This is a genomic window from Pseudomonas sp. XP2 (assembly GCF_053557975.1).
This window is the reverse complement of record NZ_JBNRIK010000017.1, coordinates 24,386-40,735: the sequence shown is the minus strand read 5'-3', so window position 1 is coordinate 40,735 and position 16,350 is coordinate 24,386. Positions and strand designations below refer to the sequence as shown.

The following is a 16,350-nucleotide window of genomic DNA, read 5'->3' as shown; positions in this document are numbered from 1 at the left end:
GCCGCTCCTGCAAGGGACCGCGTTGCCTTGATGAAACGCGGTCCCTTGTAGGAGCGGCCTTGTGCCGCGAATGGGCTGCAAAGCAGCCCCCGAGGCCTTCAAACTCAAGCTGCAACAGTGACCAACCGCCCAGGCACGGCAGCAATCAACTCTCGCGTGTAATCACTCGTCGGCCTGTCGAACACCTGCGCCACCGTCCCGCGCTCCACCACCTGCCCCTGGCGCAGCACCAGCACTTGGTCAGCCATGCTCGCTACCACCGCCAGGTCATGCGATACCAGCACATAAGCCATGCCCAGCTCCCGTTGCAGCTCATCCAGCAGTGCCAGAATCTGTGCCTGTACCGATACATCCAGCGCACTTACTGGCTCGTCGAGCAGCAACAGTTCTGGCTGTAGTGCCAGCGCCCGGGCGATTGCCACCCGCTGGCGCTGGCCGCCGGACAGTTCGCGGGGCAGGCGGTCGAGGTAATGCAGAGGCAGGTGCACGCGTTCGATCAGTTCGCGTGCGCGCTGCTCCAGTGCCGCACCTTTGAGCAGGCCAAACGCCACCAGCGGCTCGACGATGCTGTCGAACACCGTGAAACGCGGGTCGAGGGCGGCGAAGGGGTTTTGCTGGACCAGCTGCATGCGTCGGCGCAAGGGGCGGAACTGGCGCCAGCCGTGGCCGGTGACGTCCTGTTGGTCGAACAGCACACGGCCCTGGCTGGGCGCCTCCAGGCCAAGGGCGATGCGCAGGGTGGTGCTCTTGCCCGAACCGGATTCACCGACGATGGCCAGCGTTTGCCCCGGGTGAACCTGCAAGTCCAGGCCCTGCAACGCGACAAAGCCGTTGTTCTGGCCTTTTACCTTGGGCAACGAGAACGTTTTGCCAACCCCCTGCAGGCTAAGGATCGGCTTTGCGCCCGGCGGCGGTTGCCGGGGCTGGCGACGGGCACTGAATGCCGGCGCGGCATTGAGCAGGGCGCGGGTGTACGGGTGCTGCGGTGCCTTCAGGATCTGCGCAGGTGAGCCGTGTTCCACCAGCTCGCCCTGTTTCATCACCAGCAGGCGGTTTGCGCGGTCGGTGGCCATGCCCAGGTCGTGGGTGATGATCAGCAATGAGATGCCACGCTCGGCCACCAGCCGCTGCAAATGATCGAGGATCTTGCGTTGCACGGTCACGTCCAGCGCGCTGGTGGGTTCATCGGCGATGATCAGGCGTGGGTTGCCGGCCAGGGCGATGGCAATCAGCACCCGCTGGCGCATGCCGCCAGACAGCTCGTGCGGGTACTGGCGGGCGCGCAGGGCCGGGTTGTCCAGGCCAACCTGGGCGAGGAGTGCCAGCACATCGGCATCCACGCTGCGCGAGCGGACGCCTTGGGCCAGCACCAGTGCCTCACCAATCTGCTGCCCGATGCGCAGGGTGGGGTTCAGGCTGACCATCGGGTCTTGCGGTACCAGGCCCACCGTACGCCCACGCAGCTGGCGCTTCTGCCGCTCGCTGGCGCGCACCACATCCAGCCCGTCAACCCACAGCTGGCCGCTGTCGATGCGCGCCGTGCCTGGTAGCAGGCCGAGCAGGGCGTTTGCCAAGGTCGACTTACCCGAACCTGACTCGCCGACAATGGCCACCGTTTCGCCCTGGCCCAGGCTGAAGGTAAGGTGCTTGACGGCTTGCGTGGTCTGGCCAGAGGCGTGATAACGGATGCTGAGGTCGCGTACCACAAGCAAAGGCTGGTTGTTCATTGTGGGTGTTCCTCAAAGCTGCGGGCAAGGTGGTTGAGGCTGAACACCACGGCGACTACGAACAGGCCGGGCAGCAGCGACACCCAGGGTGCGGTGATCAGGAAGTGCCGGCCGTTGGCAATCAAGGTGCCCCATTCCGCCGCTGGCGGTGCTGCACCAAAACCGAGGAAGCTCAGGCCGGCAGTGGCCAGGATGGCGGCGCCGAAGTCCAAGGTGGCCAGCACGGCCACAGGCCCCCAGGCATTGGGCAGCACATGCCGCAGCAAGGTGCGGCGCCAGCTGGCGCCACCCAGGCGTGCGGCCTCGACATAGGGCAGGGTCTTGACCCGCAGCACTTCGCCGCGGGTGGTGCGGGCAAAGCCGGGGATGATGCCGACGCCGACGGCGATCGCCACCGGCACCGTGCCAAAACCGATAGCGGTAACGATGGCCAGGGCCAGCAGCAGGCCGGGCAGGGCCAACAGTACATCGACCAGGCGCATGAGGGCGGCATCCAGACGCCCGCCGGCAAACCCGGCGAGTACGCCCAGGCTCAAGCCGCCTGCCAGGGCAATGCCAACTGCCAGCAATGCCGCCTGCACCGACAGGCTGGCGCCATACACCACGCGGGTATACAGGTCACGGCCCAGCTCGTCGGTGCCGAACCAGTGGACGGCGTCAGGGGCCCGTAGCTTGTCGACCGGCGACGTGGCGTAAGGGTCGAAACTGGTCAGCCAGTGCGGCGCCAGTGCCGCCAGCAGGGCGAACAGCACCACCAGCAGCGCCAGGCTGAAGCCTGGTCGCGCCAGCAAAGGGGCGAGCGCCTGGCCCAAGCGTTGCAGGCGTGTGCGGCGCTTCCAGGTGGCTGACGGTGGGGCAGCACACAGGAGGTGAGTATCGGCGGTCATGGTCAGGTCACCTTCGTGGCATGGGCGATTCGGGGGTCAAGGTACGGGTAGAGCAGGTCGACGATCAGGTTCACCAGCACGAAGGCTGCCGCCGATACCGCCACAATCGCCAGCACCACCGGAATGTCCTGGCGCAGCACAGCTTCCTGGGCCAAACGGCCAACGCCGTTGCGCGAAAAGATGGTTTCGACCAGTACGGCCCCGGACACCGTGTTGCCCACCTGCAAACCGACCAGGGTAAGAATTGGCAGGGCAGCATTGCGCAGGCCGTGTCGTGCCTGCACCTGCGCACGGCTCAGGCCTTTGGCGAATGCGGTGGCGATGTAGGGCTCCTGCCACACACCCTGGAAACCGCGTTGCAACACTTGCGCGTACACCGCAGCACTGGGGATGGCCAGCGTCACCGCCGGCAGTACCAGGCTGGCAAACCCCTGGCTGCCGGTGGCCGGGAACCAGCCCAGGCCAAAGGCGAACACCTGGATCAGTAGCAGCCCCATCCAGAACACCGGTACCGAAAAACCCAGTGACGGCAAGCGTGACAGCGCCACCTTCAGCGGTTGCCATTGCAGGTAGGCGGTGAGGTAGGCCAGGCCGATGCCGCCAAGCAACGACAGCGCGATGGCAAAGCCAGCCAGGGCCAGGGTTTGCGGCAGGCGCTCGGCCAGCAGCGCGGTCACTGGGCGGTTCAGTGACAACGACTGGCCCAGGTCACCGTGCAGTGCCCGCCATAGCAGGTCGAAATACTGCTCGAAAATGCCCTTGTCCAGGCCGTAGTAGGCGCGTGCCTTCGCCAGGTCCTCGGGCGACAGGCCATCGGCTTCCATACCCGAGGCACTGAGCATGATCGCCAGGGTGTCACCAGGCAGCAGATAGAGAATGAAGTAGGTGATGGTGTAGGCGCCCCACAGCACCAGCAGCGCCTGGCCGATGCGGCCGATCAGGTAGCGGTTCATGGCTGCGCGACCTGGATGTCACTGAGGAAGGCAAAACCTTCGGCGGTCCAGCGGAAGTCCTTGACCCGAGGTGCGGTGGCGGCTTGCCACACGCGTTCGTACAGCGGGAACGCCGAGGCTTCGTCAACCAGCAGGTCTTGCAGCTGGCCATAGGCCTGTGCGCGTTGTTCGTCGTGGGTGGCGGTAATGCCGTTGTCGAACAAGGTTTGTGCCTGGGCCAGTGCGTGTGGCTCGTAAGTATTGGTGGCCAAGGTGGCACTGCTGGCGGCGCGCGGGTCGAGGATGGTCTGCAGGATGATCGGATCGGCGCGGGTCATGTAGGTGGAGGTGAGGTCGTAGTTGCCCGAAGCGTTGCCGGCCACCCATTCGGCACGGGTCAGCACGTTCAGCTTGAGGTCGATGCCAACCTTGCGCAGTTGGTCCTGCACCAGCACATCACCGGCGCTTTCGGCAGGGGTGAGGTTGTAGCGCAGGGTCAGGCGTTTGCCGTCCTTGTGCCGGTAGCCGTCATCGCCCTTGCGCCAGCCGGCGGCATCCAGCAGGCGCTCGGCGCCCTGCGGGTCGTAGGCCAGTTTGCTGGTCTGTGGTTTGAAGTACGGCGTGGTCACGTCGTACACGCCGGTCACCACTGGGAATTCGGCGTTGTAGACGGTGTGCGCATAGCTGGTGCGGTCGATGGCCTTCTGCAAGGCCAGGCGCACCTGGCGGTCACCCAGCAGGCGGCCGTTGCGGGTGTTGGGGTAAAGGTTGAGCGCCGGGCCTGGCAACGAGCGGCTCTGGATGGCCGCACCCTTTGCCTGGAACAACTTCAGGTCAACCTCGGAGAACGGGTTACGTGGCCAGAGGATGTCAGCCTTGCCTTGCAGGAACAGGCCGTTGCGCACGCTTTCTTCGGGGATATAGCTGATCTCCACGCGGTCCAGGTGGGCGGCGCCAGGGTTTTTGACGTTGGCCGAGGCCCAGGCATAGTCCGCTCGCTTGACCAGGCGTGCGCCGACTTCCGGGGTGTAGTGTTCGAGGATGAACGGGCCGGTGCCGATGATTTTGCCCAATGAACGCTCCTGGGCACTGAGCGCGTAGGAGGCCGGGGCGAGAATGGCCAGGTTGGTGGTGGATGTGGCCTGCAGGAAGCCGGCGTTGGGCCGTGAAAGCACCAGGCGGACGGTGAACGGGTCGACCACTTCGGCATGGTCGAAGCCGGCCAGGTAGGTGGCGCCGAATGTGGCGGGCAGTTGTTCAGCGAAGGCCTTGTTGCTGTCGAAGGCCGTTTTCACGGCTTGGGCGTCGAAGCGCTCGCCGTTGCTGAAGGAGACGTCCTGGCGCAGGTGGAAGGTGTACTGCAGCGCGTCGTCGCTGACCTCCCAGCTGCTGGCCAGCCAAGGGATGATGCGGCCTGTGGCCGGGTCCTGGTCAGTGAGCGATTCGGCGACGTTGCGCAGCAGTACGCGGTGCTCCAGCCAGTAGACCTGGAACGGGTCGACGCTGACCAGCGTGGTGTTGTCGCCCCAGAAGGCGATGTTAAGGGTTTTGCTGGTGGCATCTTCGCTGGAGGGGGAGCAGGCGGCGAGCGTGAAGGCCAGGGTGGCGCAGGCCAGCAGGCTTCTGGCCAGGTGTAATGGGGGCATTGGGTGATCCTTAAATGGGGTATGAGGTGTTTGTTCGGGCCCTATCGCCGGCAAGCCAGCTCCCACAGGATCACCACAGGCCTCAATCCAGTGGGGTTCTTGTGGGGGCTGGAGGCCACAGAAAACCTGTCAGTCCTGGTAATCCAGCCCCTCCCGGTCCAGCTGCCGGATCAGCGCATCCCAGTGCCGCTGGATCCCTTCACCCAACCCGTCGGAAAACCGCTTGGACTGCTCATGCACCTTGGCAATCGCCGCCGGCGCAGCATGCAGCAACTGGTCATTCCCTCCGGCCTGCGCCGCTACCTGGATGTTGCAGGCCCGCTCCAGCCCGTGCAGTTCACGGAAGGCATGCTCTACGCTTACACCCCCGGTCAGCAGGCCATGGTTGCGCAGGATGAGGATGTTGCTGTCGCCCAGGTTGGCCACCAGCCGCTGCTGCTCGTCCAGGTCCAGGGCGACGCCTTCGTAGTCGTGGTAAGCCACCCGGCTGTAGTACGCCAGGGCGTGCTGCGAGATCGGCAGCAGGCCGTCGCGCTGCGCTGACACCGCCGCGCCATCGCGGGTGTGGGTGTGCAGCACGGCCTTGAGGTCCTGCCGGGCGCGGTGGATCGCGCTGTGAATCACATAGCCCGCCTGGTTGATGCCCAGGCCCAGCGGGTCGTCGATGATGGTGCCGTCCACGTCGACTTTCACCAGGTTGGACGCGGTGATCTCGTCGAACAGCAGGCCAAAGGCATTGATCAGAAAATGCTCGTCGGGCCCCGGCACGCGTGCCGAAAAGTGGGTGTAGATGTGGTCTGTCCAGCGGAACAGCGCGGCCAGGCGGTAGGCGGCGGCCAATTTGACCCGCACCTCCCACTCTTCGGCGCTGACCCGTTGGCGTACGGTGTTTTCCTGGGCGATGACGACAGACAGTGCAGTCATGGTGTTCTCCAATAAGTGTGGGTTCAGTAGCCGCGCTGGGTGTCGACCAGGTTGTGCAGCGGTGCCTGTTCGCGGTAACGGGCGAAGTTGTCGAGAAACGCATCGAGCAGGGCCGGGTAACCGTCCTCGGAAATCGCCGAGGTGTGCGGTGACAGAAACACCCGAGGATGCTGGTACAGCGGGTGGCCCGCCGGCAGTGGTTCCGGATCGGTGACATCAAGGCTGGCGCGGCCGATCAGGCCGCTTTCCAGGGCTTCGAGCAGGGCCTGCTGGTCCAGCAGCCCGCCACGGGCGATGTTGATCAGGTGCAGCCCGGGCTTGGCCTGGGCCAGCACCTGACGGTCGATCAGGCCGTGGGTGGCGGGGGTGAGCGGGGCGGCGATGACCAGGTGATCGCTGCTGGCAAAAAGTTGCTGCAGGTTGTCGACGCGCTGCACGCCCGGCACCTGGGCAATGGGCTGGCCTGGGCGGTTCAGCGCCAGTACTGACATGCCCAGCGCCACCGCCTTGCGTGCCAGGCTCTGGCCGATGCTGCCGAAGCCGAAGATGCCCAAGGTGCGACCACGCACGGGGGCCAGCGGGGTCAGGCGCCAGTCGGCGTCCTTGACCCACAGGCCTGGCAACTGCTTGGCCGCAGCAAACACCAGGCCCAGGGCGAATTCGGCCACCTGCTCGGCATTGGCGCCGCGGCCACTGGTGACCGGCGGGCCCTGAAACACCCAGTCAGGGTAGAAGTCGATGCCCGAGGACACCACCTGCACCCAGCGCAACGACCACGGCCAGCCCGCTGGAGGGTTGTCCACGCGGTTACCGCGTACATTGATCGGGCGCACGATGAACACGTCGGCAGGAACGTCCAGATGCAACTGGCCCGGGGCGATATCGATCACCTCATGGTCGGGCAATCGATCGCGCAGGTATTGGTTGGCGGGTGCGTCCAGCTGGCTGGCGATGATCGAATGGCTCATGCTGCCACCTCTGCCAAGGCGGCGCGGCCAACATGGCCGAGTACCACGTCATCCTGAGGGGTGTGGATGCGGCTGCACAGCACATCACGGTAGTGCCGCTCCAGCGGGTTGCGCCGCGACAGGCCAGGGTTGCCGGCAGCCTCGATGGCCAGTTCCACGGCCTGGATGGCGTTGCGGCTGACCAGGTGCTTGAGCTGCCCGGCGTGGCGCGGATCGACCTGCCCGGTCACGGCCGCGTTCAACAGGCTCTGGTTGGCGAACAGCAGGGTGTCGATACGCCCGACCACGTCCTGGAAACGCGGCAGGCTGGCCAGCGGTGCGCCGAGGTTGGATGGCGCCCGCTGGTTCAGGAACTGCACCAGCCAGTCGCGTGCGGCCTGGGCCACCCCGTCGTACAGCGCAGGCAGCAACACTGCCATCCACAGCAGGCCGGTGCTGTCGAGCTCGGCGCGCGGTGCGCTGGCCGGGCTGACGCTGACGGCATGATCGAGCGGGATCAGCACCTCGTCGAACTGCACTTCATGGCTGCAGGTGGCGCGCATGCCCAGGTGGTCCCAGTCTTCGACGATGCGGATGCCCGGGGTGTCCTTGCGCACCAGGAAACCGCCCACCAGTGGGTCCTGGTCGTCGCTGCGGGCCCATACCAGGTACCAGGTCAGGCCGTGGCTGCCGGTGGAGTAGATCTTGCGCCCGGACAACCGCCAGCCCTCGGCGGTGCGCCGGGCGACGGTGGCCGGCAGGCCGCCGCGGGCGGGCGTGCCCAGTTCGGGTTCGACGCGAAACGCGTTGATCAGCGCGCCGTCGGCCACCGCGTCGCGGGCCACTTGCAGGCGCAGGTGCTCGGGCCAGCGGTCTTCGTCCTGCAGGCGAAAGTGCTGCAGATACTGCATTACGAGGATCAGTGCGGTGGACGGGCAACCTTTGCCGACAGCGGCGACTACCTGGCGCGCACTGGCCAGGTCGGCGCCACCGCCGCCCAAATGGCGCGGCACGGTGAAACCCAGCAGGCCGTGACGCTGCAGCAGGTCGAAGTTATCGGCGGGGAACTGGCCGCTGCGGTCGTAGCGTTCGGCGTTGGCGGCCAGGGCCTGGGTGAGTTCGGCAAGCGCGCTGGCAGAAGGGGGGTGACTCATGGGTATTCATCCCTGGAACACGTTGGTTTCTAAGACCGTATTCGTATGGATGAGCGCTGTAAAAGTCTTTTTGGTTCTATGCTAATTATTAGTTGTAAGAATTACTTTTGGATAAAGTTATGCGTGTTGGTTATTTTATTGCGATTGAGTTGCCAAGGGCTGCTGCGCAGCCCAATCGCGACGCAAGGCCGCTCCCGCAAGCGCTTGCGCTTTCGGCTCACCCGCAGAGTTGCTGCCCTGCCACCCGGCCAAACTGCTCAACCGGCTCCTGCAGGTTGCCCAGGTAGCGCGGGTGGAACAACCACAAATCCACCTGCGGCTTGAAATCCGTCACATTGACCACGTCCAGTGCATCGCGGTGGCGGCTGTTCTGCAACAAGGGCTCGGGCACCAGCCCAAGCCCTTGCCCATTGGCCACCAGCCCGAGCTGCAGCTCGGTGCCGAAGGTCTCCAGGTTGATCGACAGTCTCAGCCCCTGTTCGCTCAGGGCGCGCTGCAGCCCGGCGCGAAAGCCGCAACCATCGGGGTTGAGTACCCACCCACGGGTGTAGCAGTCCTTGAGTTTGAGGCTGCGCTTGCCGACAGTGCCCTTGGCCGCCACCACGCGCAGCGGCATGCGTGCGATCGACTGGCTGGCGATGCCCTCGGGGAAGATCTTGCCGGGCGGGAACAGTGCCGCGGCGCCATCCAGCTCGCCGTTTTCCATGCGTGCGATCAGGCTGCTGCCCCAGCCACTGGTGACCTGGGTGCGCAGGTCGGGATAGGTTTCACGAATTTGTGCCAAGGCATCGAGCAGCACCACATCGCCAAGGGTTTGCGGCACGCCCAGGCGCAGGGTCCCGGACGGGGCACCGTCGTTGGCCACCAGTTCACGCAGCGAGTCGATCTCACGCAAGATCGCCTTGCACTGCTCGTACACCCGCAGGCCCATGGGGGTCGGCTTCAGCGGCTTGGTGTTGCGGTCGAGCAGGGTGGCGCCCAGGTCTTCCTCGAAGTTTTGCACCCGGCGGGTGATGGCCGGCTGGGTCAGTTGCAGGGCCTCGGCGGCGAGGTTGGTCGACTGGCAACGGATGACCGCCACGAAGGCGTCCATGTCATCGATTTTCATATTCGGCGCTCACATATTGGGGCGGTGGGACATACCGTAGGAGAATAATCCTCAATGGCCGGGTTGTCACAGCGCCTGTGCATCTCACGCGCTCTCGCGGGCAATCAACTCACACGCCAACAGGTTAAGCCGTTGCACCTCACCCTCACACGCTACCACCCCCAGGTGCTGCAGCACCCGCAACGCCGCCAGTTCGCCAATTGCCCGCGAGGGCGGGCGCAGGGTGGTCAGGCTGGGCAACAGCATGTCGGCAAAGGGGTAGTCGCCAAAGCCGACGATGGCCATGTCTTCGGGCAGGCGCAAACCGGCGCGCTGGCCCGCCAGGAGGGCGCCGGCAGCCAGGTTGTCATTGGCGAAGATGATCGCTTCGGGCCGTGGCTGGCGACGAATCAATGCTTCCATTGCCTGCTTGCCCGCCTCGAACGGTGCGCAGTCGGTTGAGGGCACGAACACCCAAGGCTCCAGCCCGGCTTCATGCAATGCCGCAATATAGCCATCGCGCCGCTCCAGCGCACTCAGGTCGCCGGCCGCACTGTTTTGCACGAAGGCAATGCGCCGGTGGCCCTTGTCCAGCAGGTAGCGGCAGGCCTGCACGCCTACCTGGTGATGAAGGAAACCCACTTGCAAGGGCGCCCGCTCAGGGCGGTAGTCCCAGATTTCCACGACGGGCACGTCTGCGTCGGCCAGCATCTTTTCCGTGGCCGGGCTGTGGAAATGGCTGGTCACCACCAACGCTGCCGGCGACCAGCCGAGAAAGGCCCGTACTGCGCTTTCTTCTTGCGCTTCGCTGAAATAACTGGAGGCCAGCAATAACTGGTAGCCGTGGCTGCTGAGGGTGTCGCTGAACGCCTGGATAGTCTGGGCGAAGATCGGCCCGGAGATATTCGGGATCACCATGCCGACAATGCGCCCACGGGCCGAGGCCAGCCCACCAGCGACCAGGTTGGGCACATAGCCCAGCGCCTGCACGGCGGCTTCGATACGCTCGCGTAAAGGCGGCGAAACCTGGTCTGGCTGGTTGAAGTAGCGCGACACGCTGATGGCCGAAACCTCAGCGGCCCGTGCCACCTCGGCGAGGGTGACACGGCCTGCGCCACGGCGCTTGCGGGGGGGATCCTTGGCCTGGCTCACCGGGCTGCCTCCTGGGGAAATGGCGCGATGGTAGCGCTAACGGGAAGTGGGTTGGCAAATAGCTTTATTGCATATCAATCTGACTTTTAAGTATTTGACGTGCTAAGCAACGCCCTCTGATACTTGCCCATGTTAGCGCTAACAAGCGCAGCTGTTGGCAACCGCCTGCCACTCGCACGAGCGAGACCAGACAACCACAGCAACTTCGTGTCGGCCCCGTCAGATGGGGCCTGGTCTGGTTTCCCGAGGCAGTGAGCACCATGCACAAAAGCCGTACACCGTTCCCCGCTACGCAATGTCGGCCATTGGCCGCAGCCATCTTGCTGGCCGCTTTTGGCCAAGGTGCCCAAGCAGCCGAACCGGCCGAAGCGGGGGTTGCGCAGGCCGCTGCATTAGGCGCGGTCACCGTCACCGCCACGCGCCGCGAAGCCACGCTGCAGGAAGTGCCGGTGGCGGTGTCGGTTATCGATGGCGAACAGCTGGAGCGCGACAACCGCAACAACGTTGCCAGCATCGTCCAGCAGGTGCCTACCCTCAATTACCGCGCCGGCGCCTCGAACAAGGACACCTCGCTGTTCATCCGTGGCGTGGGCACCATTTCTACCTCGCCCGGCGTCGAGCCCACCGTGGCGACGGTGGTCGATGGCGTGGTGTTCGGCCGCCCGGGGCAGTCGACCCTCGACCTGCTCGACCTCGAACGCATCGAGGTATTGCGCGGGCCACAGGGCACCCTGTTTGGCAAGAACGCCTCGGCGGGTGTACTCAACGTGGTCAGTAAGGCCGTCCCCGAACAGACCCAGGGCTATGTGGACTATTCGCACTTTGGCGCTGGCGACGAGAACCGCCTGCGTTTTGGGATTGGCGGGCGTCTGAGCGAGCAGTTCAAGGGTTCGTTGAGCACCTTGTGGGGCGACTACGATGGCAATGTCGAGAACGTTGCCAATGGCCACGACGTCAATGGCTATGCACGCAAAGGCGCCCGCGGCAAGCTGGAGTTCGAGCCCAACGAAGACGTGCGCCTGACCCTGATCGCCGACTACATGAAGGGCGAGGACACATTGCCCAGCGGCGTCATCACCAGCGCCAGTGCCGCATTTGCCAGCCAGTTGCGCCCGGTGACGCCAAGTGCCCACAACCGCGACATCAACAGCGACTTCAAGACCCACGTCGAGGACGAGAACCAGGGGCTTTCGGCGCAACTGGACTGGCAGCTGGGCGACTACACCCTGACGTCGATCAGCGCCTGGCGGGGCTGGGACAACACCCAGTACCAGGACGGCGACCGGCGTGCCTTGCTGCCGGTCACGGCGTCCCATGACAAGGGCACGGTGGACTATGACCAGTACAGCCAGGAGTTTCGCCTGACCTCGCCCAAAGGGCAGTTCAACGAATATGTGCTGGGCGCCTTCTACATGCATGGCACGTCCAACGAGACCTACCAGCGCCTGTCGGTCAATGGCGGCGTGGCCAACCGTGGCCGCGCCGACTATTCCACCACCAACGACAGTGTCGCGCTGTTCGGTGAAAACACCTTCAACTTCACCGATGACCTGCGTGCCATTTTCGGCCTGCGCTGGACCCACGACGACCTTGAGTACGATCATCGCCGCGTCTCCACCTCGGCCAGCGCAGTGACCGGTATCCAGCCTTCGACCGCAAGCGCTGGCTCGGTGGACGAGGACGGCTGGAGCGGAAGGACCGGCCTGCAATATGATTTCAATGACAACCTGACCGGTTATGTCACGTACTCGCGCGGCTACAAAGGGCCGGCCTATAACGTGTTCTTCAACATGCAGCCGCGCGACACCGAGGCACTCAAGCCCGAAACGTCGGATGCGTACGAAATCGGCTTGAAAAGCACGGCGCTGGATAATCGCCTGACCGCCAACCTGGCCGTATTCCACACCGACTACGACAACTACCAGGCCAACTTCTTCGACACCGTGGCCAACCAGGTGGTAACCCGCCTGGTCAACGCCGGCAAGGTCAAGACCCAGGGTGTGGAGCTGGATGCCAGCTTCCAGGCCACCTCGCGGCTGAAGCTGTCGACAGCCGTGGCCTACACCAAGGCCCGTGTCGACCACTTCAATTGCCCGGCGGGTGCGGCGGCCAACTGCAACATCGATGGCGGTCGCCTGCCGTTCACGCCCGACTGGAAGACCTACCTGCGCGCCGATTACGTGATCCCGCTGGACAACGGCCTGGATGTGGAGCTGAGCAGCGATTACAGCTGGCAGGACGCCGTGCAGTTCAGCCTCGACCAGAACCCGGACACCGTGCAGGGCGCCTATGGCATCTGGAACGCCAGCATTGCCCTGGCCGATTACAACGACGGCTGGCGCGTAGCCCTGTTGGGCAAGAACCTGGGCGACAAATCGTATGCGCAGATGCTGGCCAGTGGCGGCGACTACATCTACCGCTCAGTACCGCGGGATGACGGGCGCTACTTCGGTGTGCAACTGCGCAAGGATTTCTGAGTGGCGGCCGGTGGCCTGTACCGGCCTCATCGCCGGCAAGCCAGCGCCCACAGGTACAGCGCAGCCTGAATGAATTGCGTGCTCCCTGTGGGAGCCGGCTTGCCGGCGATGGGCCGCAAAGCGGCCCCAATCGAGATTTCAAGGAGAACAACATGCCCCGCCAAATGAATCTGGGCGCCTTCCTCATGGCTACCGGTCACCACGTGGCCGCCTGGCGCCACCCGGACGTACCGGCCGACCCGCTGGATTTCGCCACCTACAAGCGCACCGCACAAATCGCCGAAGCCGCGTGCTTCGATGCCTTGTTCGTCGCCGACAGCGTCGCCGCGCCCAGCGACCCGCTGGCCAGCCACAGTGCCCGCTCGGTGTACTTCGAACCACTGACCCTGTTGTCGGCGCTGAGTGCAGTCACCGAACGCATCGGCCTGATCGCCACAGCCACCACCAGTTACAACGAGCCATACCATGTGGCACGCAAGTTCGCCTCGCTGGATCACCTGTCCGCAGGCCGTGCCGGCTGGAACCTGGTCACCTCCGACGCTGCCGCCGAGGCCGGCAACTTTGGCCGCCAGACGCACATCCCACATGCCGAGCGTTACGCCCGCGCCCGCGAATTCCAGCAGGTGGTGCAAGGGCTTTGGGACAGCTGGGCCGATGATGCGTTCGTGCGCGACAAGGCCAGTGGCCTGTTCCACCACCCGCAGGCGGTGCGTACCCTTGACCATGTGGGCGAGCACTTTCGCGTCAAAGGCCCACTCAATGTGGCCCGCTCCCCACAGGGGCGACCTGTGCTGGTGCAGGCTGGCTCGTCCGAAACCGGCCGCGAGCTGGCTGCACAAAGCGCCGAGGTGGTGTTCACCGCCCAGCCGAGCCTGGCCCGGGCACAAGCTTTTTACGCCGACCTCAAGGGCCGGCTGGCGCGTCATGGGCGGGATGAGCAATCGCTGAAGATCATGCCCGGCGTGTTCGTGGTGGTGGGGCAAAGCCAGGCGCAGGCCGAGGACAAGTACGAACAGTTCCAGGCGCTGGTCGACCCGCGGGTCGGCGTTGGCCTGCTCGGGCGCATGCTCGGTAACTTCGACCTCTCCGGCTACCCGCTGGACAGCCCGCTGCCAGCGTTGCCGCCTACCGAGGATGGCCAGCGCAGCCGCCAGCAACTGCTGACCGAACTGGCCGGTAACGAACAGCTGACCCTGGCCCAGCTGGGCCGGCGCATCGCCGGTGGGCGAGGGCACTACAGCCTGGTCGGCACCCCGACGCAGATCGCCGATGAGCTGCAAGCCTGGTTCGAAGGCGGCGGCGCCGATGGCTTCAACGTGCTGGTGCCGCACCTGCCCCTGGGCCTGGAAGACTTCGCTGTGCAGGTGGTGCCCGAGTTGCAGCGGCGCGGCCTGTTCCGCCGTCAGTACCAGGGCCACACCCTGCGCGAGCACCTGGGCCTGCAGCGCCCAGCCAACCCTTACTTTGCCGAACGAGGCCAACCATGAGCTACACCGCCAACCCCGAGCGCTATGCGCGCATGCCTTACCGTCGTGTCGGTCGCAGCGGCCTGGTGCTGCCGGCCCTGTCCCTGGGCCTGTGGCACAACTTTGGCGATGCCACGCCCATCACCACCCAGCGCGCCTTGCTGCACACGGCGTTCGATGCCGGTATCAACCATTTCGACCTGGCCAACAACTACGGCCCGCCCTATGGCAGTGCCGAGACCAACTTCGGCCGGCTGCTGCGCGAGGACCTGCGCAGCTACCGTGACGAGCTGATCATTTCCAGCAAGGCCGGCTGGGACATGTGGCCGGGACCGTATGGGCAGGGCGGCAGCTCGCGCAAATACCTGATCGCCAGCCTGGACCAGAGCCTGGCGCGCCTGGGCCTGGATTACGTTGACATCTTCTATTCGCACCGTTTCGACGCCGATACCCCGCTGGAAGAAACGGCCATCGCACTGGCCGATATCGTGCGCCAGGGCAAGGCGCTGTACATCGGCATTTCGTCCTACTCGGCCGGAAAGACCGCTGAAATTGCGGCGTTGCTGCAAGCCCTGAAGGTACCACTGCTGATCCACCAGCCGTCGTACAACCTGTTCAACCGCTGGATCGAACGGGACCTGCTCGACACCACCGATGCCTTGGGTGCCGGGGTGATTGTATTCACTGCCCTGGCCCAGGGCCTGCTCAGCGACAAATACCTCAATGGCATCCCGACCGACGCCCGGGTGAACCGTGCGGGTGGTGGCTCGCTGTTGCCCCAGCACTTGTCGCAAGCCAACATCGCCCGCGCACGCGCCCTGAACGACATTGCCCGCCAGCGTGGCCAGAGCCTGGCCCAACTGGCACTTGCCTGGACACTGCGCGACCCAAGGGTGAGCTCTGCGCTGATTGGTGCCAGCCGGCCCGAGCAGATCACCGAGAACGTGGCCGCGCTCGACAACCTGGCCTTCACGGCCGAAGAACTGGCCGCCATCGACCAGTACGCTGTGGAAGGCGGGATCAACTTGTGGGAAAAACCCTCGACCGACTGGAAGGAATGACCCATGCGCTTACTACGCTTTGCCATGCTGCTGATGCTGGCCTTGGCCGGCGCGGCCCAGGCCGCAGACCCGGCCACCTTGCGTATTGGCTATCAGAAGGGCTCGATCAGCCTGGTGCTGGCAAAGCAGCATCGGCTGCTGGAGCAACGCTTTGCCAGCACCCGCGTGCAATGGATCGAGTTTCCCGCGGGCCCGCAGATGCTTGAAGCATTGAACATCGGCAGCCTTGATATTGGCTCTACCGGTGATATTCCGCCGATCTTCGCCCAGGCCGCCGGCGCCGACCTGTTGTACCTGGGGGCCGAGCCGCCCAAGCCGCAGGCTGAAGTGATCCTGGTGCCGAAAGACAGCCCGATCAGGGCAGTAGGGGAGCTCAAGGGCAAGCGTATTGCCCTGCAGAAGGGTTCCAGCGCCCACAACCTGCTATTGCGTGCCTTGGCCAAGGCCGGGCTGAGCATTGGTGATGTTCAGCCAGTGTGGCTGGCGCCTGCCGATGCCCGGGCGGCATTCGAGCGGGGCAGCGTGGATGCCTGGGCAATCTGGGACCCGTTCTACTCCGCCATCGACCTGGAGGGTAAGGCGCGTCTGCTGGCCGACGGCCAAGGGTTGGGGCTGATTGGGCCGTTCATGCTGGGTTCACGCACCTATGTCGAAGCCAATGGCGCCTTTGTCGGGCAATTGCTGGACGAAATCAGCCGGGCCGAGGCACTTACCCGCAGCGACGAGGCTGGGAGCATCCACGTGCTGGCACAGTTCATGGGTTTGCCAGAAGCGGTGGTGCAGCGCAGTTTCAGCCACCGGCCGGCGTCACCCGTGCTGCCGGTGAGTGATGAGATCGTGGCGGCGCAGCAGCGTACGGCACAGTTGTTCTTCGACAACAAGGTACTGCC

The 16,350-nt window shown here is 64.9% G+C and carries 13 protein-coding genes; 4 read left to right on the top strand and 9 right to left on the bottom strand.

Annotated elements, in window-relative coordinates; genetic code table 11:
- Window positions 1-104 precede the first annotated feature (104 nt).
- From ACK1VC_RS18395 to ACK1VC_RS18355, 9 genes are all read right to left on the bottom strand, one after another.
- Window positions 105-1,727, bottom strand: a complete 1,623-nt coding sequence (locus ACK1VC_RS18395) for a dipeptide ABC transporter ATP-binding protein (protein ID WP_191087688.1) — start codon at window positions 1,725-1,727, stop codon at window positions 105-107.
- Window positions 1,724-2,614 (bottom strand): ABC transporter permease, encoded by an 891-nt coding sequence (locus ACK1VC_RS18390; protein WP_016486733.1) that lies wholly within the window; start codon window positions 2,612-2,614, stop codon window positions 1,724-1,726. Before ACK1VC_RS18390 ends, ACK1VC_RS18395 begins: the two co-directional genes overlap by 4 nt.
- A 2-nt stretch (window positions 2,615-2,616) precedes the next feature.
- The gene (locus tag ACK1VC_RS18385; RefSeq protein ID WP_016486734.1) at window positions 2,617-3,567 is read right to left on the bottom strand and encodes an ABC transporter permease; all 951 of its coding nucleotides are present in this window, start codon (window positions 3,565-3,567) and stop codon (window positions 2,617-2,619) included.
- Window positions 3,564-5,192 carry an ABC transporter substrate-binding protein gene (locus ACK1VC_RS18380; protein ID WP_096426031.1) on the bottom strand — a complete coding sequence of 543 codons (1,629 nt, stop codon included), beginning with the start codon at window positions 5,190-5,192 and terminating at the stop codon, window positions 3,564-3,566. The genes ACK1VC_RS18385 and ACK1VC_RS18380 overlap by 4 nt, the downstream gene beginning before the upstream one ends.
- Window positions 5,193-5,321: 129 nt before the next feature.
- Window positions 5,322-6,116 (bottom strand): class II aldolase/adducin family protein, encoded by a 795-nt coding sequence (locus ACK1VC_RS18375; RefSeq protein ID WP_060516406.1) that lies wholly within the window; start codon window positions 6,114-6,116, stop codon window positions 5,322-5,324.
- Window positions 6,117-6,139: 23 nt separating this feature from the next.
- Entirely contained in the window at window positions 6,140-7,084 is a 945-nt protein-coding gene (locus ACK1VC_RS18370) for a D-isomer specific 2-hydroxyacid dehydrogenase family protein (protein ID WP_191087689.1), read from the bottom strand.
- Window positions 7,081-8,217 carry an acyl-CoA dehydrogenase family protein gene (locus ACK1VC_RS18365; protein WP_070086608.1) on the bottom strand — a complete coding sequence of 379 codons (1,137 nt, stop codon included), beginning with the start codon at window positions 8,215-8,217 and terminating at the stop codon, window positions 7,081-7,083. Before ACK1VC_RS18365 ends, ACK1VC_RS18370 begins: the two co-directional genes overlap by 4 nt.
- A 217-nt stretch (window positions 8,218-8,434) precedes the next feature.
- Complete coding sequence (locus ACK1VC_RS18360) at window positions 8,435-9,325, bottom strand: LysR family transcriptional regulator (protein ID WP_016486739.1); 891 nt, start codon at window positions 9,323-9,325, stop codon at window positions 8,435-8,437.
- Window positions 9,326-9,409: 84 nt separating this feature from the next.
- Window positions 9,410-10,456: a LacI family DNA-binding transcriptional regulator gene (locus tag ACK1VC_RS18355; RefSeq protein WP_016486740.1), complete on the bottom strand. Its 1,047-nt coding sequence runs from the start codon at window positions 10,454-10,456 to the stop codon at window positions 9,410-9,412.
- A 260-nt stretch (window positions 10,457-10,716) separates the two neighbouring features.
- Here ACK1VC_RS18355 and ACK1VC_RS18350 point away from each other — a divergent pair, with 260 nt between their 5' ends.
- The 4 genes from ACK1VC_RS18350 to ACK1VC_RS18335 form a co-directional block, all read left to right on the top strand.
- Entirely contained in the window at window positions 10,717-12,933 is a 2,217-nt protein-coding gene (locus ACK1VC_RS18350) for a TonB-dependent receptor (RefSeq protein ID WP_197884365.1), read from the top strand.
- Window positions 12,934-13,085: 152 nt separating this feature from the next.
- Entirely contained in the window at window positions 13,086-14,420 is a 1,335-nt protein-coding gene (locus ACK1VC_RS18345; protein ID WP_023047909.1) for an LLM class flavin-dependent oxidoreductase, read from the top strand.
- A complete protein-coding gene (gene mgrA / locus ACK1VC_RS18340) occupies window positions 14,417-15,460 on the top strand; it encodes an L-glyceraldehyde 3-phosphate reductase (protein ID WP_016486743.1) in 1,044 nt (347 codons plus the stop codon). The genes ACK1VC_RS18345 and mgrA overlap by 4 nt, the downstream gene beginning before the upstream one ends.
- A gap of 3 nt (window positions 15,461-15,463) precedes the next feature.
- The coding region (locus tag ACK1VC_RS18335; protein ID WP_449118008.1) for an aliphatic sulfonate ABC transporter substrate-binding protein at window positions 15,464-16,350 on the top strand (887 nt) is incomplete at its 3' end.